General features: G+C 31.5%; 22 protein-coding genes and 2 other annotated features. Of the genes, 14 read left to right on the top strand and 8 right to left on the bottom strand.

The genetic code is table 11. The annotated features are described in order from the left end of the window. Positions 1-11: 11 nt before the first annotated feature. The 3 genes from gyrA to KQ51_RS01920 all read left to right on the top strand — a co-directional run bounded on the left by gyrA (position 12) and on the right by KQ51_RS01920 (position 5636). The gene (gene gyrA / locus KQ51_RS01930) at positions 12-2549 is read left to right on the top strand and encodes a DNA gyrase subunit A (RefSeq protein WP_071162081.1); all 2538 of its coding nucleotides are present in this window, start codon (positions 12-14) and stop codon (positions 2547-2549) included. A gap of 192 nt (positions 2550-2741) precedes the next feature. Beyond that, positions 2742-2923, top strand: a binding site (T-box leader). Between the two features lie 40 nt (positions 2924-2963). Beyond that, on the top strand, positions 2964-4238 hold the full coding sequence (serS, locus tag KQ51_RS01925) for a serine--tRNA ligase (RefSeq protein WP_038468246.1): 1275 nt from the start codon (positions 2964-2966) through the stop codon (positions 4236-4238). A 9-nt stretch (positions 4239-4247) separates the two neighbouring features. After that, on the top strand, positions 4248-5636 hold the full coding sequence (locus tag KQ51_RS01920; RefSeq protein ID WP_052609045.1) for a leucyl aminopeptidase: 1389 nt from the start codon (positions 4248-4250) through the stop codon (positions 5634-5636). A 29-nt stretch (positions 5637-5665) separates the two neighbouring features. Here the strand turns inward: KQ51_RS01920 and KQ51_RS01915 are convergent, their stop codons facing one another. From KQ51_RS01915 to KQ51_RS01905, 3 genes are all read right to left on the bottom strand, one after another. Beyond that, positions 5666-7279: an alpha-glucosidase gene (locus KQ51_RS01915; RefSeq protein WP_038468243.1), complete on the bottom strand. Its 1614-nt coding sequence runs from the start codon at positions 7277-7279 to the stop codon at positions 5666-5668. Positions 7280-7402: 123 nt separating this feature from the next. Continuing rightward, positions 7403-7828, bottom strand: coding sequence for an HIT family protein (locus tag KQ51_RS01910; RefSeq protein ID WP_038468240.1), 426 nt, complete (start codon positions 7826-7828; stop codon positions 7403-7405). Between the two features lies 1 nt (position 7829). Further along, the gene (locus KQ51_RS01905) at positions 7830-8492 is read right to left on the bottom strand and encodes an HAD-IA family hydrolase (RefSeq protein ID WP_038468238.1); all 663 of its coding nucleotides are present in this window, start codon (positions 8490-8492) and stop codon (positions 7830-7832) included. 110 nt (positions 8493-8602) lie between these two features. Between KQ51_RS01905 and pta the strand changes: the two genes are divergently transcribed. The 10 genes from pta (at position 8603) to asnS (ending at position 18335) form a co-directional block, all read left to right on the top strand. Then, positions 8603-9565 carry a phosphate acetyltransferase gene (gene pta / locus KQ51_RS01900; RefSeq protein ID WP_038468235.1) on the top strand — a complete coding sequence of 321 codons (963 nt, stop codon included), beginning with the start codon at positions 8603-8605 and terminating at the stop codon, positions 9563-9565. A gap of 66 nt (positions 9566-9631) precedes the next feature. Continuing rightward, positions 9632-10540 carry a diacylglycerol/lipid kinase family protein gene (locus tag KQ51_RS01895; RefSeq protein ID WP_038468232.1) on the top strand — a complete coding sequence of 303 codons (909 nt, stop codon included), beginning with the start codon at positions 9632-9634 and terminating at the stop codon, positions 10538-10540. 2 nt (positions 10541-10542) lie between these two features. Then, the gene (locus KQ51_RS01890; protein ID WP_038468229.1) at positions 10543-11688 is read left to right on the top strand and encodes an aldo/keto reductase; all 1146 of its coding nucleotides are present in this window, start codon (positions 10543-10545) and stop codon (positions 11686-11688) included. Further along, a complete protein-coding gene (gene rnmV / locus KQ51_RS01885) occupies positions 11679-12221 on the top strand; it encodes a ribonuclease M5 (protein WP_081909875.1) in 543 nt (180 codons plus the stop codon). Before KQ51_RS01890 ends, rnmV begins: the two co-directional genes overlap by 10 nt. A gap of 3 nt (positions 12222-12224) precedes the next feature. Then, on the top strand, positions 12225-13088 hold the full coding sequence (gene rsmA, locus KQ51_RS01880; protein ID WP_038468227.1) for a 16S rRNA (adenine(1518)-N(6)/adenine(1519)-N(6))-dimethyltransferase RsmA: 864 nt from the start codon (positions 12225-12227) through the stop codon (positions 13086-13088). Between the two features lie 47 nt (positions 13089-13135). Next, positions 13136-13978, top strand: coding sequence for a 4-(cytidine 5'-diphospho)-2-C-methyl-D-erythritol kinase (ispE, locus tag KQ51_RS01875; protein WP_052609043.1), 843 nt, complete (start codon positions 13136-13138; stop codon positions 13976-13978). A gap of 100 nt (positions 13979-14078) precedes the next feature. Then, positions 14079-14339: a septation regulator SpoVG gene (gene spoVG, locus KQ51_RS01870; protein WP_038468224.1), complete on the top strand. Its 261-nt coding sequence runs from the start codon at positions 14079-14081 to the stop codon at positions 14337-14339. Between the two features lie 112 nt (positions 14340-14451). Continuing rightward, positions 14452-15432: a ribose-phosphate diphosphokinase gene (locus KQ51_RS01865; RefSeq protein ID WP_038468221.1), complete on the top strand. Its 981-nt coding sequence runs from the start codon at positions 14452-14454 to the stop codon at positions 15430-15432. Between the two features lie 61 nt (positions 15433-15493). Continuing rightward, on the top strand, positions 15494-16660 hold the full coding sequence (locus KQ51_RS01860) for a DNA recombination protein RmuC (RefSeq protein WP_038468217.1): 1167 nt from the start codon (positions 15494-15496) through the stop codon (positions 16658-16660). 41 nt (positions 16661-16701) lie between these two features. Next, positions 16702-16904 (top strand) — a binding site (T-box leader). Between the two features lie 42 nt (positions 16905-16946). Next, positions 16947-18335 carry an asparagine--tRNA ligase gene (gene asnS / locus KQ51_RS01855; RefSeq protein ID WP_038468214.1) on the top strand — a complete coding sequence of 463 codons (1389 nt, stop codon included), beginning with the start codon at positions 16947-16949 and terminating at the stop codon, positions 18333-18335. 50 nt (positions 18336-18385) lie between these two features. Here the strand turns inward: asnS and KQ51_RS01850 are convergent, their stop codons facing one another. Genes KQ51_RS01850 through KQ51_RS01835 form a run of 4 tightly spaced genes read right to left on the bottom strand, consistent with a single transcriptional unit; the run spans position 18386 to position 20728 of the window. Further along, a complete protein-coding gene (locus KQ51_RS01850) occupies positions 18386-19282 on the bottom strand; it encodes an SPFH domain-containing protein (protein ID WP_038468212.1) in 897 nt (298 codons plus the stop codon). Positions 19283-19307: 25 nt separating this feature from the next. Continuing rightward, positions 19308-19913 (bottom strand): RDD family protein, encoded by a 606-nt coding sequence (locus KQ51_RS01845; RefSeq protein ID WP_038468209.1) that lies wholly within the window; start codon positions 19911-19913, stop codon positions 19308-19310. Then, positions 19910-20344, bottom strand: a complete 435-nt coding sequence (locus KQ51_RS01840) for an NfeD family protein (RefSeq protein WP_052609041.1) — start codon at positions 20342-20344, stop codon at positions 19910-19912. Before KQ51_RS01840 ends, KQ51_RS01845 begins: the two co-directional genes overlap by 4 nt. Positions 20345-20347: 3 nt before the next feature. Next, positions 20348-20728: a hypothetical protein gene (locus KQ51_RS01835; RefSeq protein ID WP_038468206.1), complete on the bottom strand. Its 381-nt coding sequence runs from the start codon at positions 20726-20728 to the stop codon at positions 20348-20350. A 146-nt stretch (positions 20729-20874) separates the two neighbouring features. Between KQ51_RS01835 and KQ51_RS01830 the strand changes: the two genes are divergently transcribed. Beyond that, positions 20875-21684, top strand: coding sequence for a tRNA 2-thiocytidine biosynthesis TtcA family protein (locus KQ51_RS01830; RefSeq protein ID WP_052609039.1), 810 nt, complete (start codon positions 20875-20877; stop codon positions 21682-21684). 19 nt (positions 21685-21703) lie between these two features. Here the strand turns inward: KQ51_RS01830 and mnmE are convergent, their stop codons facing one another. Continuing rightward, positions 21704-23056, bottom strand: a complete 1353-nt coding sequence (gene mnmE, locus KQ51_RS01825) for a tRNA uridine-5-carboxymethylaminomethyl(34) synthesis GTPase MnmE (protein WP_038468200.1) — start codon at positions 23054-23056, stop codon at positions 21704-21706. Positions 23057-23059 lie beyond the last annotated feature (3 nt).

The following is a 23059-nucleotide window of genomic DNA, read 5'->3' as shown; positions in this document are numbered from 1 at the left end:
AGATGAACAACATGGAAGAAAATGTTAAATATGACAATATAAAAGAAATAAACATCTCCACAGAGATGAAAGCATCATTTTTAAGTTATGCAATGAGCGTTATCGTTTCTCGTGCTTTACCAGATGTTAGAGACGGTTTAAAACCTGTACATAGAAGAATATTGTACGGAATGGATGAACTTGGTGTATATCCTGACAAATCATATAAGAAATCGGCTCGTATTGTTGGGGACGTAATGGGGAAATACCATCCTCATGGTGACTCATCAATCTATGATGCAATGGTTCGTATGGCACAAACATTTAGTTATCGTTATCCATTAGTTAATGGACATGGTAACTTTGGTTCTATTGATGGAGATGGCGCAGCAGCAATGCGTTATACCGAATCAAAAATGATGAAAATAACAACAGAAATGTTAGCTGATATTAAAAAAGATACAATTGATTTTGTTGATAATTATGATGGTTCTGAAAGAGAACCAAGTGTATTACCAGCTAAGTTTCCTAACTTATTAGTTAATGGTGCTACAGGAATAGCTGTAGGTATGGCAACCAACATACCACCACATAACTTAAATGAAGTAATTGATGGTATATTGGCATATATTGACAATCCAGAAATTACTGTTGATGAAATCATGATGTATATTAAAGGACCAGATTTTCCAACTGGTGGAACAATCATGGGAATGACTAATTTACGTCGCGCTTATGAGACTGGAAACGGCTCTATTAAGATAAGAGCTAAAGCTGAGATAATTGAACACAAAAACGGAAAAAAATCAATTATTATCACTGAAATACCATATCAAGTTAATAAATCAAGACTGATTGAAAAAATAGCAGAGTTAGCAAAAGAGAAAAGAATTGAAGGAATAACAGATTTACGAGATGAATCAAATCGTAAAGGAATTAGAGTAGTAATAGAACTAAGAAAAGACATAAATGCAGAAGTTACTCTAAATAACTTGTACAAATTTACACCCCTTCAAACTTCATTTGGAATTAACATGCTTGCTCTTGTTAATAATGAACCTAAAGTTTTACCAATTATTGACACATTAAAATATTATGTAGAACATCAAATAAAAGTATTAACCAGAAAAACCCAATTTGAGCTAAACAAAGCGAAAAATAGAGCTCACATCTTAGAAGGATTAATTGTTGCTTTAGATCACATTGATGAAGTTATAGCTACAATTAGAAATTCATATGATGATGCTGAAGCACAATTAATGTCTAAATTTGATTTATCAAGTGAACAAACTAAAGCAATTCTTGAAATGAGATTACGTCGTCTTTCAGGTCTTGAAAGAGAAAGACTAGAAAAAGAATTAGAAGAATTAACACTATTAATTAGTGATTTAGAGTTCATTTTAGCTAATGAAGATAAAAAATACGAAATGATTAGAGAACAATTACTTGAAATTAAAGAAAAATTTGGAGATGAAAGAAGAAGTGATATCAGTTTATCATTAGATCTAGACATTGAAGATGAAGATTTAATTCCAGTTGAAGATGTAATCATAACAATTACTTCAAGCGGATATTGTAAACGTATGAACACAGAAGTTTATAAAACACAAAACCGTGGGGGTAAAGGAATGAAAGGTATTAAAACCAATGAAGACGATGTTGTTGAACACTTAATCAACACATCAACTCATGATTTTATCCTGTTTTTCACTACTAAAGGTCGAGTTTACAAAATGAAAGGGTACAAAGTCCCTAATTATGGTAGAACATCTAAAGGTTTACCAATTGTGAATCTACTTAATTTGGATGATGGTGAAGATTTAGCAGCAGTTGCTAAGATTAGCGATTTTGATTCAGAAGATTTCTTATTCTTTGTAACTAAACGAGGAGTAGTAAAACGTACTCCTGTAACAGATTTTAAAAATATTAGAACTACAGGTATAAAAGCTATTAATCTACGTGAAGAAGACGAATTACTTGCGGTTAGATTAACTGATGGAGACCGTGATGTAATTATCGGTGCTTCAAACGGTAAAGCTATTCGATTCCACGAATCAACAGCCCGAGCTATGGGTCGAGTTGCTAGTGGAGTAAGAGGTATTTTGCTTGGAGATGCAGACGAAGTAGTAGGTTTCACAATTGTTACTGAAGAAAGAACACAAATTTTAGTAGTAACTGAAAATGGTTATGGGAAAAGAACTCAAGTTGATGAGTATCGTCAACAAAACCGTGGAGGTAAAGGAGTTAAAACTCTAAATATTACCGAGAAAAACGGACAATTAACTAAACTAAGAAGTGTAGTTGGAGATGAAGATTTAATTATTACAACTACTAAAGGTATGATCATTAGATTACCAATTGAACAAATAGCAACTTCAAAACGTGCAACACAAGGTGTAAGATTGATAAAATTAAACGAAGGACATAAAGTAGCTACCATCGCAATTGTCCCAAAAACAGAAGATGAGTTTGATGAAGAAATACAACCAGAAAATACTGAGAATAATGTTGAAACTGTTGTAGAAAACACGGAAATAGCTGCGGAAAATTTAATAGATAATAAAGAGTAATAATATTTGGAAGAGGCAAAATATGCCTCTTTTTTATTATAATATGATAAAAATATAAAAGGCTATATAAAGCGTTTTCCCAAGCATATATAATCAATAGTGGGGAGTATATTGAAGAGAAATGAATATGATATATACTTGTCAAATTTACAACTGATTGACAAATATATTTTATAATGGTATTATCAAATCAACAAAGCGAAGAAGAGGCTAAGTAATATACGAAACATTTAAGAGAGTTAGTGGTTGGTGTGAACTAATAATGACTGTATATGAAATCTACCTTGAAGTGAGACTAATTATCTCCGGGTTGTTCCGTTAGAGACATAAGTTATAAATTTAGGTGGTACCGCGGAAATTATTTCGCCCTTGTTGATTGACAAGGGCGTTTTTTTATACAAAAGGAGGAATAATATGTTAGACATTAAAAAAATAAGAGAAAACACGGAATTTTATATTGAACTACTAAATCGTCGTGGAGGAGATTTTTCCTATTTGCACGACCTGGTAAAAAAAGATAGTAGGAGAAGAGAAATAATACTTGAAGTAGAACAAGTAAAAGCAAAAAGAAATGAATTAAGTAAATTGATAGGTAACTATAAAAGAGAGAAAAAAGATACTAAGGAATTATTTGAAAGTATAACTAATACTGGAAAAAATATTGGTGATTTGGAACAAGAACTAAAAAGAAATGAAGAAGAAATTCATGAAGGTTTATTGATTACTCCAAACATTCCAAATGAGGAAATACCAGTTGGAAAAGATGAAGAAGACAATTTGGAAATCAAGAGATATGGAGAGATAAGAAAGTTTGATTTTGAACCTCAACCTCACTGGGATTTGGCTACAAACCTTGACATCTTAGATTTTGATAGAGCTAGTAAAATTACTGGTCCACGCTTCACTGTTTATAAAGGACTAGGAGCAAGACTAGAAAGAATACTAATAAATTTTATGTCAGATTTACACGCTCACGAGCATGGATATACAGAAATTATTCCACCATATATTGTTAATGGTGAATCAATGCTTGCAACTGGACAATTCCCAAAATTTAAAGATGATGCTTTCAAGATTTTGGATGAAAGAGATTTATATTTAAATCCAACAGCTGAAGTACCAACTATTAATATGCATAGAAATGAAACTCTAAAAGCAGAGGAATTACCAATTAAGTATACAGCTTTCACAACTGCTTTTCGTCAAGAAGCAGGAAGTGCTGGACGTGACACTAGAGGAATTATTCGCCAACATCAGTTTAATAAAGTTGAATTAATTAAATTCACAAAACCTGAGAATTCAGCAAAAGAATTAGAAGAAATGTTAAAGAACAGTGAAAAAGTATTAAAACTTCTAAACTTACCATATCGAGTAGTAACTTTATGTACTGGAGATTTAGGTTTCAGCATGAGAAAAACTTATGATATAGAGGTTTGGTTACCTTCTTATAACACATATAGAGAGATTGGTAGTATTTCTAACGCCGAGGATTACCAAGCTAGAAGAGCTAATATTAAGTTTAAACGAGATCCAAAAGCAAAATCTGAATTTGTCCACACATTAAATGGAAGTGGATTAGCAGTTGGAAGAACTGTAGTAGCAATATTAGAAAACTATCAACAAAAAGATGGTACAATTAAAATACCAGAAGTTTTAGTTCCATATATGAGAACTGAAGTAATTAAATAGGAGGGTAAAATGATTGACATTCATGAGCAAAAAGAATTTAAGTTGTTAGAAGAAAAGAATGATATAGTAATAGTTAATAATTTAGAAAATGAGTTAGTAAAACAATTGGATAAGGCATTAGGAGGTTATTTGCAAAAAGGCCTAAAAGAGCCATTTACCACTATTCATACACTTGGTAAATTAACTGCGAAAAGAGTTCACATAGTGAATTATGACAAGTTAAAAAAACCATGTAAGAGAAAGAATATATATAAAGAAATTTCAAAACTAAAGAATGATATTTGTGTATTAATTGATACATTTGAATGTGAAGATTATAAAGAAATTGTTAAGGATTTATCGGAAAAAATATTAACTAATAATTATGCATTCAATAAATTCAAGTCAGATAAAAAAGAAGAGAATAAAAACTTTTATTATTATGGTGAAACTAAGATTAAAGATAGTGTAATTAAAGGTTATGTATTAGGACAATCTATTAACAACTGTAGAGATTTAGTAAATACTCCTTATAACAAACTCAATGCAAGCGATTTAGCTGAGTATGCTAATAAACTTGAGGAAATTGAAAACGTAACTGTTGAAATTTTTGATAAAAAAGCTTGTGAAGATATGAATATGGGATCATTTCTTGGTGTAAATAAGGGATCAAAAGATGAACCAAAACTTATTCTTATTAAATATAAGGGAAAAGAAGAATGGAAGAAGCCTACTGCTTTAGTTGGTAAAGGTGTTATGTACGATACAGGAGGTTATTCTTTAAAAACCCCAGTGTCTATGCCTGGGATGAAAGTTGATATGGCTGGCGCTGCTGCAGTAATTAGTGCAATTGGAGCAATCGCCAAACTAAAATTAAAAGCTAATGTAATGAGTATTGTTGCTGCAACGGATAATCGTATTGGTGACGATGCAATTGTACCTGATGACATTTTAACTTCAGCAAGTGGAAAAACAATCGAAGTTATTTCAACTGATGCAGAGGGACGACTTACTTTGGCAGATGCAGTATGGTTCGCTCAAAAACAAGGTGCTAAAAAAATAATTGATATTGCCACTTTAACTGGAGCAATGGTAATGGCTTTAGGTAAAGAGTTTACAGGTGCATTTACTAATGATGATAAATTCTTTAAGGAATTTAATAAAGCTGCTCACAAAACAGGTGAAAAAGTATGGGAGATGCCTATAACTAAAGGATATCACGACGAGCTTAAAAGCAAAGTTGCAGACATGAAAAATAAAGGTGGAAGAATGGCTGGTGCTTCTCAAGCAGCAGCATTCATTGAGAATTTCATCGATAAAGACACTAAGTGGATTCACTTAGATGTTGCAGGTACTGCTTCGAATAAAAATGGTGGTACAGGTGTTATGGTTAAAACGTTTACAGAGTTATTCGAGTAAAAGATAAAAAAAAAGCTATAAGTTAAGTCTTATAGCTTTTTTTCTTTATATAGTATTAAAGATTCATAAGGTAGTAATTTTTTTAAAGATGAAGCTTGATAGTTTTCCATAACTATATCGTAACCTTTATAATCATACTCAAAGTCTAATTCTTTATCAGTAAAATTAGATATGACAACTATTTCTTGAAAGTCATTAAATCGTCTATAGGCAAATATTTCATTACTATCTTTGAATAGAAGTTCAAAATCACCACTAGATATCAATTCTGAATAATCACTTTTTCTTCTCATTTCAATAAGATCTTTATAAGTATAGAATATTGAATTAGTATCTTTTAAAGCAGCAATAACATTTATATTTTTATAGTTTGGGTTAACTTTTAACCAAGGAGTTTCATCGCTAAATCCAGCGTTTTCCTGGTTGTTCCACTGCATAGGTGTACGTGCATTGTCACGTCCCATTGCGTAGACTCCATTCATGAATTGATCATGTGTTATTAGTTTTTGATTAACAACAAAATCTTTATAACTACCATGTATTTCAACATCATTATAATCTTCAAGAGAATCAAATTTCACGTTTGTCATTCCTATCTCTTCACCTTGAAAAATATAAGGAGTTCCTTTCATTATATGTAGTGTCATAGCTAACATTTTAGCGCTCTCAACTCTATATTCTTTATCGTTACCCCATCTTGAAACTATTCTAGGTAAGTCATGATTATTCCAGAATAATGAATTCCACCCTTTTTTAACTCCTGTTTGCCATTTAGAAAGAACTTCTTTAAGTTGCTTTAGATTGAGCTCTTTGGGAATCCACTTACCTAGCCAATCCCAATCTAATGTCATATGTTCAAATTGAAAAATCATACTAAGTTCTTTTCTTTTGGGATCACTATAGAGTTCTCCAATTTCTGGAGTTGCACCCCATGTTTCTCCAACTGTCATAACATTATAATTTCCAAATGTTTCACGATTCATATCCTGAATAAAAGGATGAAGATTAGGACCGTTACTAACAATGTTCTTATCAATTTCTTTTCCAATTAAATCTATTACATCTAATCTAAAACCACCAATACCTTTATCTAACCACCAATTTATCATAGAGTGAATTTCTTCACGTACTTTAGGGTTTTCCCAGTTTAAATCCGGTTGCTCTTTTGCAAAATTGTGGAAATAATACTGCTTTGTTGCTTCATCAAAAGTCCAAGCACTTCCACCAAAAGTACTCCCCATATCACTTGGTTCATCACGCCATATATAATAATCTCTATAAGGATTATTTTTTGTCTTCCTACTTTCTTGAAACCATTTATGTTTGTCACTTGTATGATTAACAACAAGATCCATAAGAATCTTGATTTTATATGTTTTCCCAAGTTTAATTAGTTCTTCTAAGTCTTTTAAGTTACCAAAAATAGGATCTATATCCTGATAATCAGAAATATCATAACCATTATCTTTCATAGGGCTTTTGTAAACAGGACTTAACCAAATTACATTAATCCCTAAATTTGATAAATAAGGCAACTTTTCTAAGATCCCCCTGATATCCCCTACACCATCATTGTCTGAATCCATAAAACTTCTAGGATATATTTGATAAACAACTGCAGTTTTCCACCATTTTACATTCATAGTAATTCTCCTAAGTTAGTATAGTGTTAATTAATTGTAGGATAAACCTTTTAATCTTTGAAGTAAATAGGGAAGTGGTTTCAGTAATAAAAAAAGAAGAATTTTGAAATTCCTCTTTTAAGTTTATATGGCGCTATGTTCAAGCTCTTTCTTTATAGAATTAACTAAATTATTAAAATATTCACTATTGAATTTACCATAATTATTAATAGTTGACAATTCCATACCATCATCTTCATATCTTGGTATTAAATGAATGTGAAAATGAAATACACTTTGTAATGGTTGATCATTATTGCTAATAATATTTAAACCTATAGGACTAAATGCTTTATTTATTGCCTTAGCAAGCCTAGGAACAACTTTAAATATGTTCATAGCAGTTTGTTCGTCTAACTCATAAACATTCTTAACGTGTTTCTTAGGAATAATTAGAGTATGACCTTTTGTACCTTGAGTAATATCAAGAAACGCCAGAACATTGTCATCTTCATAAACCTTATAGCTTGGGATTTTACCAGCTCTTATATTACAAAAAATGCAATCCATTCTATTCATCTCCCTCAATAATTCTTAAAACTCGATAAATGTCTTTCATATCTCTTAACATGAAGTCAGGTTCTACTTCCATTAAATGAAGTGCTCCTTTAAAACTCCAGGCAACACCTGCACTATATATACCAGCGTTTTTACCAGCTAAAATATCCCCTTGGTTGTCTCCTATCATAATGGCACCTTTAGGGTTGTCAAAGTTACTTAAAGCTACGTCTACGCTATTTCTGTGTGGTTTAGGAAACTCAACTTCATCTAATGAAGTGAAAGAATCAAAGATTTTTTCTAAACCGTAATGTGTGTAACTAGGCCAAGCAGCTTCTTTAAACTTTGATGTAAGGATTCCTAGGTTATAACCTTTAACTTTTAGGTCTTTCACTACTTCGACTACATCAGGATAGATTTCAAAGTTTCCAACTTCGTATATAACATAAAATTCTCGATAAGAATTTATCATATCTTGGATTTCAAAAGGATCTTTAGTGTAATTCCCAAATGTTTGCTCTAAGGTAGGACCAATAAATGTGTGAATGTCCTCATCAGTAATTGAAACATCAGGAAAGTGACGATCAAAAGTTGATCTAAAGCTTCTAATTATAACGTCATTTGTATTAATTAATGTTCCATCTAAATCAAATAATATTGTGTCTAATTTCTTCATAAAATCACCTAAAAAGATTATAACATATATAGTTTTTTAATCAAAACAACATGAAAAGATTTGAGTTTTTAAAAAAAAGAGGTACAATATTATCGGTAAGGAGTGATATCATGGCAAATATCATTAACGAATTAAAAGAGAAAATTAAAGGAAAAGGGCTAAAAATAGTGTTTCCTGAATCAAATGACGAAAGAATAGTTGAAGCTGCAGTAAGACTTGCAAAAGAAGGATTAGTAAATCCTATTTTAATTAAGACAGACAAAGGAATTCCAGAAAAATTTGACACTTCAAAGTGCACTATCATTGATCCTAAAGAATACGAAGAGTTTGATAAAATGGTTGAAGCATTTGTGTTAAGAAGAAAAGGAAAAGCCACTGAGGAACAAGCAAGAACAATGCTGTTGGATGAAAATTATTTTGGTACTATGCTTGTATACCTGAATAAAGCAGATGGATTAGTAAGTGGGGCTTGTCACTCGACAGGTGATACGGTACGACCTGCTTTACAAATTATTAAAACAAAACCAGGTATAAGAAGAACATTTGGTTATTTCTTAATGGTTAGAGACAACGAGAAATATATATTTGGTGATTGTGCTATTAATCCAAATCCAGAGGCAGAAGATTTAGCACAATTTGCTATTGAATCAGCGAAAGCAGCTGAAATGTTTGGAATAGTACCTAAAGTTGCATTATTATCATTTAGTACTAATGGTAGTGCTAAAACAGAAGAAGCAGAAAAAGTATTAAAGGCAACTAAATTAGCTCAAGAGGCTAATTCTGGTTATGCTATTGATGGAGAAATGCAATTTGACGCAGCCTTTGTCCCTAGTGTTGGAATTAAGAAATATCCAGGAAGCAAAGTTGCAGGACATGCAAATACATTTATATTCCCTGATCTAAATAGTGGAAATATTGGATACAAAATAGCACAAAGACTTGGTGGTTTCGAAGCTATGGGTCCCATCTTAGCAGGACTAAATAGCCCCGTAAACGACTTGTCTCGTGGTTGCGATAGCGAAGATGCTTACAATACTTCTATCATCACAGCAGCACAATCATTATTAAATTAAAAGCCTATAAAGGCTTTTTCTTTTTGCTTTTTCGTATGTTATAATATATTAATGAGGACTGATGCTATGAAGACATGTAAAATAATATATAATCCAACAAGTGGTAAGAAGGATTTTGAAAATCATTTGGATTATGTCGTAAAAAGAATTGAAAGTGAAGGATACAAAGTAACTGTTGAAGCAACCTTTAGACCAAAGCATGCTATAACATTAGCAAAAAATGCTTGTAAGGAAATGGTTGATTTATTGGTTATTTCTGGAGGAGACGGAACATTTCACGAATGTTTGAATGGAATTTCAAAAAGTGAATTTTCTCCAGTTATCGGCTATATTCCATCAGGAACAGCTTGTGATTTAGCTAGTACTTTGAAAATACCTAAAGATGTTGTTTCTGCAGTAGATATAATCCTAAATGGTGAAGTTGTCAAAATGGATTATACAAACAGTAATAAAGGATCTTTTATTTATGTAACAGCAATAGGAACATATGTTGATATATCCTATGTAACAGATTCAAAAACAAAAAAGTATCTTGGTTACTTAGCCTATTTGATTACAGGGATAAAAGAATTCTTTACTATTCCAATGATTAAAACAAAGATAGAACATGATAATGGCTTTTTAAGAGGATATTATTCACTGATACTTGTTGTAAACTCTAAAAAAGTAGCTGGGTTCAATATCGTAAATAAACCCATATTAGATGATGGTAAAGTAGATGTAGTAGTTTATAAGTATATTCCACTATTAAATAATATCATATACTTCATTTCATTTTTACTAAGTCCAAAAATTTTACCTGGAGTAAGAAAATTTCGGACTTCCAACTTAAAAATATACACTAATCACCCCCATAAGTGGAATATGGATGGGGAAGAAGCAGATAGTGGTAATCTAGTAATTCAAGTGCAGAAACAGGCACTTAATATAATTATTAACCCAAAAATTAAAGACAAGTACTTTAAGGAGCAGTGATTATGGAAAAAAGAGAAATCAAAGTAAATGGGAAAAGAGAACAAGTATCACTACTTGGATTTGGATGTATGAGATTTCCAACAAAAGATGGAGAGATTGATACAAAAGTATCAAAAGAAATGATATATAAAGCTGTAGAAAATGGCGTTAATTATATTGATACTGCTTATCCATATCATGGAGGTAAAAGTGAACTGTTTGTTAAAGAAGTTATTCAAGAATTAGATAGAAATTCATTTTTTCTAGCCGACAAATTACCAATATGGGATTGCAAGACAAAAGAAGATGTTGATCGTATTTTTCATGAGCAATTAGAGAAATGTGGAGTAGAATATTTTGATTTCTACTTAATTCATGCGGTTAATAAGGATAGAATAGAAGAAGTGAAAAATCTTGATTTATTCGCAACATTAGAAAAATACAAAAACGAAGGTAAGATAAGAAATATAGGATTTAGTTTTCATGATGATTTAGACGCATTTAAATTGTGGGCTGATTTATATGATTGGGACTTTGTGCAAATTCAACTAAATTATATGGATATTGAACATCAACAAGGGATGGAAGGTTACGAAATTCTTACCAAAAAAGGGATTCCCGTAATTATAATGGAACCTGTTAAAGGTGGTAGTTTAGCTAAGTTCAATGAGAAAATAGAAAGTAAGCTTAAAAGTTACAATAAAGAAGCTTCTATAGCATCTTGGGCTTTTAGGTGGGTAGCTAGTTTACCAAATGTTAAAGTAGTTTTAAGTGGAATGAGCACTTTAGAACAAGTTGAAGACAATTTAAAGACATTCAATAACTTTATACCGTTTAATGAAGAAGAATATAAGATTATTAAAGAAGTTAGAAATGACATTCATGATTTATCAAAAGTAGAATGTACATCGTGTAATTATTGTATGCCTTGTCCTCATGGAGTGGATATCCCTAAGAATTTCCGTGCTTACAATAATCATTCAATGTACGAAAATGATAATTATATAAAATGGGTAGTTGAGGATATGAACAAACAAAGCTCTTTAGCAAGTTTTTGCATTGAATGCGGGGAATGCTTACCAAAATGTCCTCAATTCATAGAAATACCAACAAGATTAATTGAATTTGATGGTTATTTAGAAGAAAAAAGGTTAAAAAATTGGAAATAATAAAAGAGGTTGTGGTAGTTGAAGGTTACCATGACCTTGCTAAATTAAAAGCAATATATGATGAGATAGATGTTATCATTACTAACGGTAGTGAGATTAGTGATGATACTCTCAACGAGTTAAAAATGTTAAACAAAAAAAGAGGTCTTATTTTATTCTTGGATCCAGATTATCAAGGTGAAAGAATAAGAAAGCAAATAAATGACTTTGTTGGTGAAACTAAACATGCCTTTCTACCAAAGGAAAAGTGCATCAATAAAAATAAGACAAAAGTAGGGATTGAACATGCTTCAAAAGTGGATATATTTGATGCGTTAAAAAATGTCCTAGAAACCAAAGAACAGACAATCAACCAAATAACTTTTCAAGACTTATGTGAACTGAAATTGATAGGGTGTAATAATGCAAGACAAAACAGGGAAATTTTAACAAATAATCTTGGAATAGGACTTAGTAACGGGAAGAGTATTTTACGAAAATTAAACATGTTTGGTTTTATAAAAGAGGATATAATCAATAATATTAAGAGGTGAATTATGGCGAAAATAGGAACAATTGGGACCACAAAAAACACATTAAAGAAACATGATTTTCATATTAAGAAGAAGTTTGGCCAGAATTTTCTTACGGATCAAAATATATTAAGAAGAATAACTGATATTGCATCAATAGATAAAGAAACTTTGGTAGTTGAAATTGGTCCTGGGTTAGGAAGTATGACTGAACTACTACTTGAAAAAGCAAAAAATGTCTTAGCTTATGAAATTGACAAGGATTTAGTGCCAATTTTACTAGACAATCTTAAAGATGATAGATTAATCCTAATAAATGATGATATTTTAAAGAGAAACATAGACGAGGACATTACCAATTTAAATAGCACATATAGTAATATAGTATTAGTGGCAAATTTACCATATTATATAACGACACCAATTATTATGAAGGTTCTAGAAGAATCTACTCAAGTAAAAGAATTAGTTATTATGATGCAATTAGAAGTAGCTAGAAGGTTCACTTCTGTTCCAAGCACGAAAGACTACAATTCATTAAGTGTGGTAATCCAATTTAAAACAGAATCAAAAATAGCCCTTAAAGTACCTAAAACTGTCTTTGTACCTGCACCTAATGTTGATAGTGCAGTAATACATATGAAGGTGAAAGAGAAGATAGAACCTTTTCCAAATGATTTAGAAGTATTCTATAAATTAGTTAGGACTTCTTTTACGCAAAGAAGAAAAACATTAGTAAACAACTTATCTAGTGGCTTCTCTATTACTAAAGATAAACTTTCAAACACATTGGTAGACCTTGGGTTTAGCCAAAGTGTTCGTGCAGAAGAATTAACTGTAAATGATTTTATAACACTATCAAATGAATTTAATAGAGATATCTTATAGATTTCTCTATTTTATATATATATGTTAAAATTATGTAGGTGATTATTATGATTAAAGAGAAAGCTTATGCGAAAATTAATTTGTTCTTAAATGTAACTGCAAAAAGAATTGATGGATTCCATGATTTAGAAATGGTTATGGCAGCAATTGATCTTTTTGATGTACTTACATTTAAATTATTGAAGACAAAAGATATCATTATCAAATCAAATGTGCAAATTACTAAAGAAGTTAGAGACAATCTTGTTTATAAGATTGCAAAAGGACTACAAAGCGACTTTGACATTGATTATGGAGTAGAAATTAATATAACGAAGAATATACCAATTGCTGCAGGACTTGCTGGAGGTAGTGCAGATGCTGCCGCAGCACTAAGAGGATTAAACAAATTGTGGAAAATAGGATTATCACTCGATGATTTATCCATGATTGGGAAGAATTATGGTTCAGATATTCCTTTCTGTATTTATAACAAGCTATGTGTAGCTAGAGGAAAAGGAGAAGAAATAGTATTTCTCGATAAAAAGCTTAGATTACCTGTTTTAATCATTAATCCAAATGTAAGAATTCAAACTGCAGACGTATTCAACTTAGTAAAGAAAGAAGAATTGTTATCTAAAAAGATATCCAATATGACATCTGGGATTTACAATGGAAACTATAATTTGATAGAGAACGAGTTATTCAATTCGTTAGAGAGATATGCATTCGAAATAGAACCAAAAATTTCAGAAATAAAGAACCAAATTAGGAATCTAGGTGTGAATGGAGTATTAATGAGTGGTAGTGGAGCTACAATTTTCGCTATAAGTAAAGATAAGAAGAAACTGAAGAGAATATTAGAAGTATTTAATGATTTATATTTCAAAAAATTGACCAAAATACGATAAACGGCCATTTAGTGCAAAAAATTAGTTTGAAACCGTTTTCTGTGTGTGGTATAATTATCTCAGGAAGCGAACAAAATACTTTAGATGCGAGGTGGTATTTATGAACATAACAGACGTAAGAGTAAAGAAATTCAACGGCCAAAACAGATTGAAAGCAATTGCCGCGATTACAATAGACGAATGTTTTGTGGTTCATGAGCTACGCATTATCGATGGGAAAGCTGGTTTATTTGTAGCAATGCCAAGCCGTAAAATGCCTAATGGAGAGTTTAAGGATGTTGCTCATCCTATTAATCAAGAAACTCGAAATGAAATCGAGAATGCTGTGATTGAAGCCTATAACCAACTGCCTGAGGAATAGACGTTTTTAAACAAATGTAACTTTGCTTAAAAAGTTGCATTTTATTTTGCATTTTTATTGAGAAAGTGTTAATGTATAGACGAGTAAAAATAGTTATTTTGGAGGTCTTTTAATGGCAAGAATATTAGGTCACAATATTAAGTTATTTAGTCTAAGTGCAAATCCTCAAATTGCTGAGGAAATTTCTGAATTTACTGGTATTCCACTAAGTAAAATTGAATTAAACCGTTTTGCAGATGGTGAGATTGGAGTTAATCTACCTGAAACAGTACGAGGACATCATGTTTTCTTAGTACAACCAACTCATGAACCTGTAAATGAAAATATTATGGAATTATTGATAACAATTGATGCAATGAGAAGAGCATCTGCTAAGAATATAAATGTGATTATGCCGTATTATGGTTATTCTAGACAAGATCGTAAGTCTAAGTCAAGACAACCAATATCTGCAAAATTAGTTGCTAACCTAATAACAGTTGCTGGTGCAACGCGAGTATTATCTATGGATTTACATGCAGGACAAATTCAAGGATTCTTTGATATTCCGATTGATAATTTCCGCGCTATGCCTTTAATTGTTGATTATTTCTCAAAGAAAAAATTTAAAGATGATATAGTTATAGTTGCTCCTGATCACGGTGGAGCAGTAAGAGCAAGAAAAATGGGAGATGTAATGCATTGTCCTATAGCGATTATAGATAAAAGAAGACCAAAACCAAATGTTGCAGAAGTAATGGGAATAGTTGGAGATGTTGAGGGTAAAGTAGCCATATTAATTGATGACATGATTGATACAGCAGGGACAATTACTGCAGCAGCTAGAGCTTTAGTAGCTAGAGGAGCAAAAGAAGTTTATGCAGCATGTACACATCCTTTGCTTAGTCCACCAGCAGTTGATCGTATTAACGAGTCGCCTTTAAAAGAAGTTGTATGTATGAATACAATTATGTTACCTGATCATAAGAAATCAGATAAAATAATTCAATTAAGTGCAGGACAATTGATTGGTCGAGGTGTATTAAACATAATTAAAGATAAACCATTAAGTAGTTTGTTTGAATATGAGGCTTTCGTATCAGAAGATAAATAAGTAGATGATTTCATCTACTTTTTTTTATCCAAAAATGGTATAATTTCAATGAGGTGATTTTATGAGCACAGGGGAAATAATTATTACAATATTAGTCGGATTAGTTTTAGTAATTGAAATTATGAGATTAACACAAAAACAAGGAAACAATAATCATGATGACATTATAGATAATCTTAAAAATGAAACAGGTAAATCGCTTAATACTTTAGTTAAAGAGTTATCAGAAATGAATATTTCTATAAATAAATCTATTAATGAATCTTCAAAAGATAATATCAAAGACTTAGGTGAATTCAAAGAAGGATTAACTAAAAACATTGTTGGAAATTTTGACTTAATGAATAAAAGAATTGAAGAACAAATGGACCGAATTAATAAAAAGGTTGAAGACAGGTTAAATGATGGATTTAAAAAAACAAACGAGACTTTTACTAACATAGTTCAAAGATTATCGAAAATTGATGAAGCTCAAAAAAATATTGAAAAATTATCTAGCGATGTGGTTTCATTACAGCATTTACTTACTGATAAAAAAGCTAGAGGTACATTTGGTGAAGTCCAATTGAATCATATACTATCAAGTATTTTCGGGGAGAATAATCAAAAAATCTTTGGAACTCAAGTTACATTATCAAATGGTAAAATAGTTGACGCATTACTTTATTTACCTGAAGAAATGGGGAATCTTGCAGTAGATTCAAAATTCCCACTAGAAAACTATCAAAAAATGGTAGATAGGGAATTATCTGATAGAGATAGAGAATTAGCTGGAAGAGCATTTAAACAAGATATGAAGAAACATATTGACGCTATTGCTACTAAGTATATAATTCCTGCTGAAACAAGTGATCAAGCTGTTTTGTTCGTTCCTGCAGAAGCTATATTTGCAGAGATAAATGCATATCATCAGGAAATAGTTGATTATGCACAAAGAAAAAGAGTATGGATAGCATCTCCAACAACATTGATGAGTCTTTTAACTACAGTGCAAGTATTATTGAGGAACGTAGAAAGAGATAAATATGCCAAAGTTATTCAAGAAGAACTTGTGAAACTTGGTGATGAGTTTAATAGATATCAAGAACGTTGGGACAAACTGTCAAGAAATATAGACACAGTTAACAAGAGTGTTAAAGAAATTCACACTACTAGCTCTAAAATTGGTAAGAGATTCCAAGCTATATCTCAAGTTAACATTGAGAATGATCAAATTGAAGACAAGTAATATCTTTTATTGACAAAAGATATTGAGATGTTATTATATTTGTATAAACGTTGATTGGAAAAGTAAAACTTGGGACTGTAACAAGCGAGTCTAGGATGGTGAAAGCTAGATTATAAGTTAAGTTTGAATAACACCATGAGTGATGGAAGAATTAAGTAGAACCATCCGTATTCCTGCGTTAAAGGAAAAAGTGCTAGATATTTCTAGAACTAAGGTGGTACCGCGGATATTATTCGCCCTTAAACATTTGTTTAAGGGCGTTTTTTTATTATAAAGGAGTGATAATATGAAATATTCAGTAAGACAGCTTTACAAAGTACATGAAAAATTGGAACAAAAAGAGATTACATTGTTTGGGTGGGTTAGAAATAATCGTGCTCAAAAAGAGTTCGGTTTCCTTAATCTAAATGATGGGACATTTTTTGAAACTATCCAAGTAGTATATGAAAATGAGTTTCTAGAAAATTTTAAAGAAGTTCAAAAATATCGTGTTGGTGTAAGTGTTAGAATCAAAGGTGTTTTAATAAACACACCTGAAAGGAAACAACCTTTCGAGATAAAAGCACGAGAGATTGAACTAATAGGAGATTCTCAAGAAGATTACCCTATTCAACCTAAAAGACATACAAAAGAGTTTTTAAGAGAAAACGCTCATTTAAGACCTAGAACTAACTTGTTTAGTGCTGTCTTTAGAGTGAGAAGTATTTTAAACCATGCGATTCATACTTTCTTCCAAGAAAGAGATTTTGTACACGTTGCAGCCCCCCTTATTACAGCAAGTGATGCGGAAGGAGCAGGAGAAACTTTTAAAATAACAACTCTTGATTTAGATAAATTACCTAGAACTGATAAAGGCGAAATTGATTTTAAACAAGATTTCTTCCAAAAGAAAACAAACTTAACAGTTTCAGGACAGTTAGAAGCTGAAGTCTTTGCAATGGCATTCAGAGATGTCTATACATTTGGACCAACATTTAGAGCAGAAAACTCAAATACAACAACTCATGCTAGTGAATTTTGGATGATTGAACCCGAAATCGCATTTGCTGATCTTGGTGACGATATGGATTTAGCTGAAGAAATGCTTAAGTATGTAATTAAATATATTATGGAAAAAGCACCTGAAGAAATGCAATTTTTTAATAAGTTTGTTCAAAAAGGACTCATTGACAAGTTAAATAAAGTTGTAACTAGTAGTTTTATAAGAATAACCCATAAAGAAGCCGTTCAAACGTTGCTTGATGCGAATGAAAAATTTGAAAATAAGCCTTCATTTGGTGAAGATTTAGCTACAGAACATGAGAAATATTTAGTTAAACATTTTGATGGACCAGTTTTTATAATTGATTGGCCTAAAGATATTAAAGCTTTTTATATGAGATTAAATGATGATAATGAAACAGTTGCAGCTATGGATTTACTTGTACCAGGTAGTGGTGAACTAATTGGTGGTAGCCAAAGAGAAGAACGTTTAGAATTTCTCGAAAAACGTATGGAAGAGATGAATGTACCTAAAGAAGACCTCTGGTGGTATTTAGATCTTAGAAAATATGGAGGGTGTAAGCATGCTGGATTTGGATTAGGATTTGACAGAATGTTAATGTACTTAACAGGTATTGAAAATATTAGAGATGTAATTCCATTCCCAAGAACACCTAGAAACTGCGAATTTTAGTAAACAAAAAGCATCCATTTAGAATGGATGCTTTTTTATTTATGAACTTTTTATTTTTTGATTGTTTCAGCTAAAGTACCGGCTAAACCAACTAGACCCTGCATATCTGATGGAATAATCAATTTAGTTGATTGTCCATTAGCTACTTCAATCATTGCTTTGTATGCTTCTAATCTTAAGAATGCTTCACTTGCTTGAGCATTGTTGATTAGTTTAATACCTTCAGCTGTTGCTGATTGTACTTCAAGAATTGCTTTTGCCTTACCTTCTGCTTCACGAATTCGTACTTCTTTTTCTGCTTCTGCACGTAAAATTTTAGCTTGTTTATCACCCTCGGCAGTAAGGATTGAAGACTTTTTCTCACCTTCAGCTAATAAGATAGACTGACGACGTTCACGTTCAGCACGCATTTGTTTTTCCATTGCTTCACGGATGTCTTTTGGTGGTATGATGTTTTTAACTTCTACACGGATAATTTTTATTCCCCATGGATCTGTTGCTTCATCTAAGATAATTCTCATTTTAGCATTGATTTGATCACGAGAAGTTAATGATTCATCTAATTCTAAATCCCCGATGATATTACGTAATGTAGTAGCTGTTAAATTTTCGATTGCTCTAAGTGGATTATTAACACCATAAGTAAATAATTTGGCATCAGTAACCATATAGAATACTACAGTATCAATTTGCATTGTAACGTTATCCTTTGTGATAACTGGCTGTGGTGCAAAATCAACTACCTGTTCTTTTAATGAAACTCTTTTAGCAATACGATCTACGAATGGAACTACAAATTGAATCCCTGCGTTTAAAGATTTACTATACTTACCTAATCTTTCAATAACGTATCTGTTTGCTTGTTGTACTACAATGACTGCTTGTGAAAGCAATATTAGTGCAAATAATACTAATGCACCTAATAAAATCCAACCAAAACCTGGCATAATGTTTCCTCCTTAAATTTTTCTATTAAAATGGATAATCTACACCTTGAAATTTAGTGTCAATTTTTGAGACATAATCTCTTGGTGCTTTTTTCTTCGAAGAGAATGAAATCATAACGATATCTACTAAGATACCACCGATAAACAATGTTAACATGTAATAACCTGTTTTCCAGATAACTTCTCTGATAAATAGTGTCCACCAGTTTATTTTACCAGTTAACTCTATTTTCATCATGTTTCTACCTAACGTATGACCTTTCATAATTCCACTATACACATAATAAAGTAGTGTTACTGAAATAATATAGTATCCTAAGATCATTTGATAGTATTGCATGATAGCGGCTGCATGTTCCTCTGTATCAGTTGTATGGCCTGTTACGAGGCCGTCATATAGAACATCGTACTCTTCTTCTGTTAACTCTCCTGCATCAAACTGTGTGTTATAACCTGCAGCTAATTCATTATAATCTGCTGTTATTTGATTATATTCAACAAGCAAATTATCATAATTGTCGGGTTTAAGTATATCCCCTACTAAAAATTGAAATAGTAACATTAAAATTGCAATGATAGGAATTAAGTCTAGTAAATATGCACCTATCCTACGTAAAGAACCTACTCTCATCGAATCTTATCTACTATAAGCTTTACGCCTTCAATAGCCAAGACTTCAACTTTTTCATCTATCTCGATGTCTTCATCACCTGAAGTTACAGCAAGCCAATATTTACCATCAATTTTTACTTCTCCACGTTCTCCGATACCTATAGGTTTAGTACAAGTTGCTACTTTTCCTAGTAAGCGATCTGAGTTTGTGCTTATTGAGTTTGTCTTAAAGTAATTCTTTGCAACCGGACGCACTGCAACAACTAAAATTACAGAAACTACCAAGAAAGCAATTACTTGCACTGTTGTACTAACTCTTGTTAAGGATAATACAAAAGCAACTAGTGCCCCAACGCTAAACCAAATACTTGTTAGGTCCATCGTGTTCATTTCGATTAATGCTGCTACGATAATGACAACGAACCAAATAATAATCATAATTTCTCCCATAATTTACACCTCCGGTTTATTTAAATCAATAATTAAGAGTGATTCTTCAGAACTCCATTTCGTTTTAAATTTAAACGAATTGTTGTTTGATAAGTCGATGTCAATAAGACTAGCGACTTCTTTAATAAACTTCTTGTTACTTACTCTAGCATAGCTAGCTTTTACAGTTATTTTATGTCTTTTCTCCTGAGGTATTGCTCCAATATCAAATTCTTCTTTACTAATTGGTTTAACCGCAACCATTTTGGAATCAAGATCTAACCCTAATAGTACGTTATACGCACTTTCAAAGTGAGAACTTGCTGCCTTATTTAAAGTAATATTAGATTCGTATAATGTTGCAATTCCATCTTTAGGTTTTTTTGATGTCCAGACAAATGACATAATCTCACCTCCAAATATTTTTGTTTCACTTACTGGTATATTATACTATGGGAATTATTAACATACAAGAAAATTACAAAAAATTATTTTTAATTACTTTCCAAATATAGTATACTATCAATGCTGATGAAGGTTGTGATAGATTTATGAAAGAAGCAATAAAGAAATTTGAAAGAGATATAATTAAAACTTACCGCAGAGATATATGGAGTAAGTTTATTAAAACTATTCAAAAATATGATTTAGTTCAAGAAGGCGATAAGATAGCAATTGCTATGAGTGGTGGGAAAGATAGTCTATTAATGGCTAAACTATTTCAAGAACTTAAAAAACATCCACAACAAAATTTTGAAATTGAATTTATATCTATGGATCCAGGATATAATGACGAGAACTTAAAACTACATTTTCAGAATGCTGAAAGATTAGGTGTGCCATTAAATATTGATAAATCAAATATTTTTAAAGTCGTAGAGAAAATATCAAGTGATTATCCTTGTTATATGTGTGCTCGTATGAGAAGAGGATTCCTTTATAACATGGCAAAAGAAAGAGGATGTAATAAATTAGCTCTTGGACATCACTTCGACGATGTCATTGAAACAACTATGCTTAACATGTTATATGCCGGTAGTGTACAAACTATGTTGCCTAAATTTGCAAGTGATAATTTTGAAGGACTAGAACTAATAAGACCGATGTATTTAATAAAGGAAAGGCACATTATAGAAATTATGAAAGCAAATGATGTTGATACAATGGATTGTGGTTGTGAAATTACAGTTTGTCGTACGTCCTCAAAAAGATGGGAAGTAAAGCAACTTATTGAGAATCTACGGAAAACATCACCAGATATTGATAAAAGTATCTTTAGAGCAACTGAGAATGTTAATGTTGACAGGATTGTAAGTTGGACTTACAAGGGAGAAAAGTATAATAGATATGAAAAGAAGTAGGAAGTTTCCTACTTCTTTTTTATTTACCTAAACAGAATTTACTAAATAATTCATCTAATAGACTTGTTGATGAAGTGTCGCCAATAATCTCACCAAGTAATAACCAAGCGTTTTTAAGGTCTATTTCAACCATATCAACGGGCATTTGATCACTAATTGATGCAACGCCCTCTTTTAAAGCATTAAGGGTTTCAGTTAATTTGGCAATGTGTCTCGCGTTAGAAACGTATGTTTGATCTGTTAGATTAATTTCACCACTTAAGAACATTTTTCTAATCAGTTCCTCCAGGTCTTCGATTCCTTGTTTATGTAAAGCACTAATTGAAATGCTATTTTCAAATGAATGAGTTAACTCATTTTGTAAATCCTTCTTATTTATTATAATAATACGTTTTTTATGCTCTGTTAGTTTAAGTAATTGTTCATCTTCGTTTGTTAATGCTTGATTATTGTCGAGTACAAAGAGAATTAATTCAGCTTCTTTGATGCTTGCTTTTGCCTTATCTATACCTATTTTCTCTACAACATCACTCGATTCTCTAATTCCTGCAGTATCAATTAAATTTAGAATGATTCCACCAATATTGATGTTTCCTTCAACAATGTCTCTTGTTGTACCTTGTATCTCAGTAACAATTGCTTTATCTTCACGTAATAGAGCATTTAAGATACTTGATTTTCCTACATTAGGTCTACCGATTATTGCTGTTTTAATACCATCCTTAATGATTTTACCGAAGTTAGCTCTTTCAAGAATCCCATTTATATTTTTGATTAAGTCAAGAATACTCGGCTTTAATACATCATTACTTAAGACTTTGACATCATCATATTCAGGATAATCAATATTTACTTCGATATTAGCTATGATGTTTAGTAAATCACTTCTTAAATCAGAAACTAAACTATAAATAACACCATCTAAACCCTTATTAGCTAAAGTCAAACTCATATCTGACTTAGCTTCAATTACTTCCATGACTGCTTCGGCTTGTGTCAAATCAATGCGACCATTTAAGAATGCACGTTCAGTAAACTCACCGGGATTAGCACTTCTTGCGCCATTTATCATCATTAGTTGTAAGATTTTATTAGCTACAAAAACACCACCATGACAGTTAATTTCGACAATATCTTCAGTAGTAAAAGAACGAGGAGCTCTAAAAACACTGATCATTACTTCATCAATTTGCTTTTCATTTTCATCTAAAATGTGTCCGTAAGAGATTGTGTGAGACTGCACTTTTTCTAAGTTTGGACCTTTAAATGATTCGTTAACTACTGAAATGGATTCATCACCACTTAATCTTACTATACTAATTGCTCCCTGCCCTAAAGCAGTAGAGATTGCTACGATTGTATCTTTCATCATTTT

The sequence above is a fragment of the Candidatus Izimaplasma bacterium HR1 genome, assembly GCA_000755705.1.
Classification (GTDB): Bacteria; Bacillota_I; Bacilli_A; order Izemoplasmatales; family Izemoplasmataceae; genus Xianfuyuplasma.
Note: the sequence above shows the minus strand (reverse complement) of the source record. Positions and strands in the feature narration are given on the sequence as shown.

Bases quoted from the DNA above. Each gene is read 5' to 3' on its own strand.
- gyrA (WP_071162081.1), top strand. From the start codon at position 12: ATGGAAGAAAATGTTAAATATGACAATATAAAAGAAATAAACATCTCC.
- serS (WP_038468246.1), top strand. From the start codon at position 2,964: ATGTTAGACATTAAAAAAATAAGAGAAAACACGGAATTTTATATTGAA.
- KQ51_RS01920 (WP_052609045.1), top strand. From the start codon at position 4,248: ATGATTGACATTCATGAGCAAAAAGAATTTAAGTTGTTAGAAGAAAAG.
- KQ51_RS01915 (WP_038468243.1), bottom strand. From the start codon at position 7,279: ATGAATGTAAAATGGTGGAAAACTGCAGTTGTTTATCAAATATATCCT.
- KQ51_RS01910 (WP_038468240.1), bottom strand. From the start codon at position 7,828: ATGGATTGCATTTTTTGTAATATAAGAGCTGGTAAAATCCCAAGCTAT.
- KQ51_RS01905 (WP_038468238.1), bottom strand. From the start codon at position 8,492: ATGAAGAAATTAGACACAATATTATTTGATTTAGATGGAACATTAATT.
- pta (WP_038468235.1), top strand. From the start codon at position 8,603: ATGGCAAATATCATTAACGAATTAAAAGAGAAAATTAAAGGAAAAGGG.
- KQ51_RS01895 (WP_038468232.1), top strand. From the start codon at position 9,632: ATGAAGACATGTAAAATAATATATAATCCAACAAGTGGTAAGAAGGAT.
- KQ51_RS01890 (WP_038468229.1), top strand. From the start codon at position 10,543: ATGGAAAAAAGAGAAATCAAAGTAAATGGGAAAAGAGAACAAGTATCA.
- rsmA (WP_038468227.1), top strand. From the start codon at position 12,225: ATGGCGAAAATAGGAACAATTGGGACCACAAAAAACACATTAAAGAAA.
- ispE (WP_052609043.1), top strand. From the start codon at position 13,136: ATGATTAAAGAGAAAGCTTATGCGAAAATTAATTTGTTCTTAAATGTA.
- spoVG (WP_038468224.1), top strand. From the start codon at position 14,079: ATGAACATAACAGACGTAAGAGTAAAGAAATTCAACGGCCAAAACAGA.
- KQ51_RS01865 (WP_038468221.1), top strand. From the start codon at position 14,452: ATGGCAAGAATATTAGGTCACAATATTAAGTTATTTAGTCTAAGTGCA.
- KQ51_RS01860 (WP_038468217.1), top strand. From the start codon at position 15,494: ATGAGCACAGGGGAAATAATTATTACAATATTAGTCGGATTAGTTTTA.
- asnS (WP_038468214.1), top strand. From the start codon at position 16,947: ATGAAATATTCAGTAAGACAGCTTTACAAAGTACATGAAAAATTGGAA.
- KQ51_RS01850 (WP_038468212.1), bottom strand. From the start codon at position 19,282: ATGCCAGGTTTTGGTTGGATTTTATTAGGTGCATTAGTATTATTTGCA.
- KQ51_RS01845 (WP_038468209.1), bottom strand. From the start codon at position 19,913: ATGAGAGTAGGTTCTTTACGTAGGATAGGTGCATATTTACTAGACTTA.
- KQ51_RS01840 (WP_052609041.1), bottom strand. From the start codon at position 20,344: ATGGGAGAAATTATGATTATTATTTGGTTCGTTGTCATTATCGTAGCA.
- KQ51_RS01835 (WP_038468206.1), bottom strand. From the start codon at position 20,728: ATGTCATTTGTCTGGACATCAAAAAAACCTAAAGATGGAATTGCAACA.
- KQ51_RS01830 (WP_052609039.1), top strand. From the start codon at position 20,875: ATGAAAGAAGCAATAAAGAAATTTGAAAGAGATATAATTAAAACTTAC.
- mnmE (WP_038468200.1), bottom strand. From the start codon at position 23,056: ATGATGAAAGATACAATCGTAGCAATCTCTACTGCTTTAGGGCAGGGA.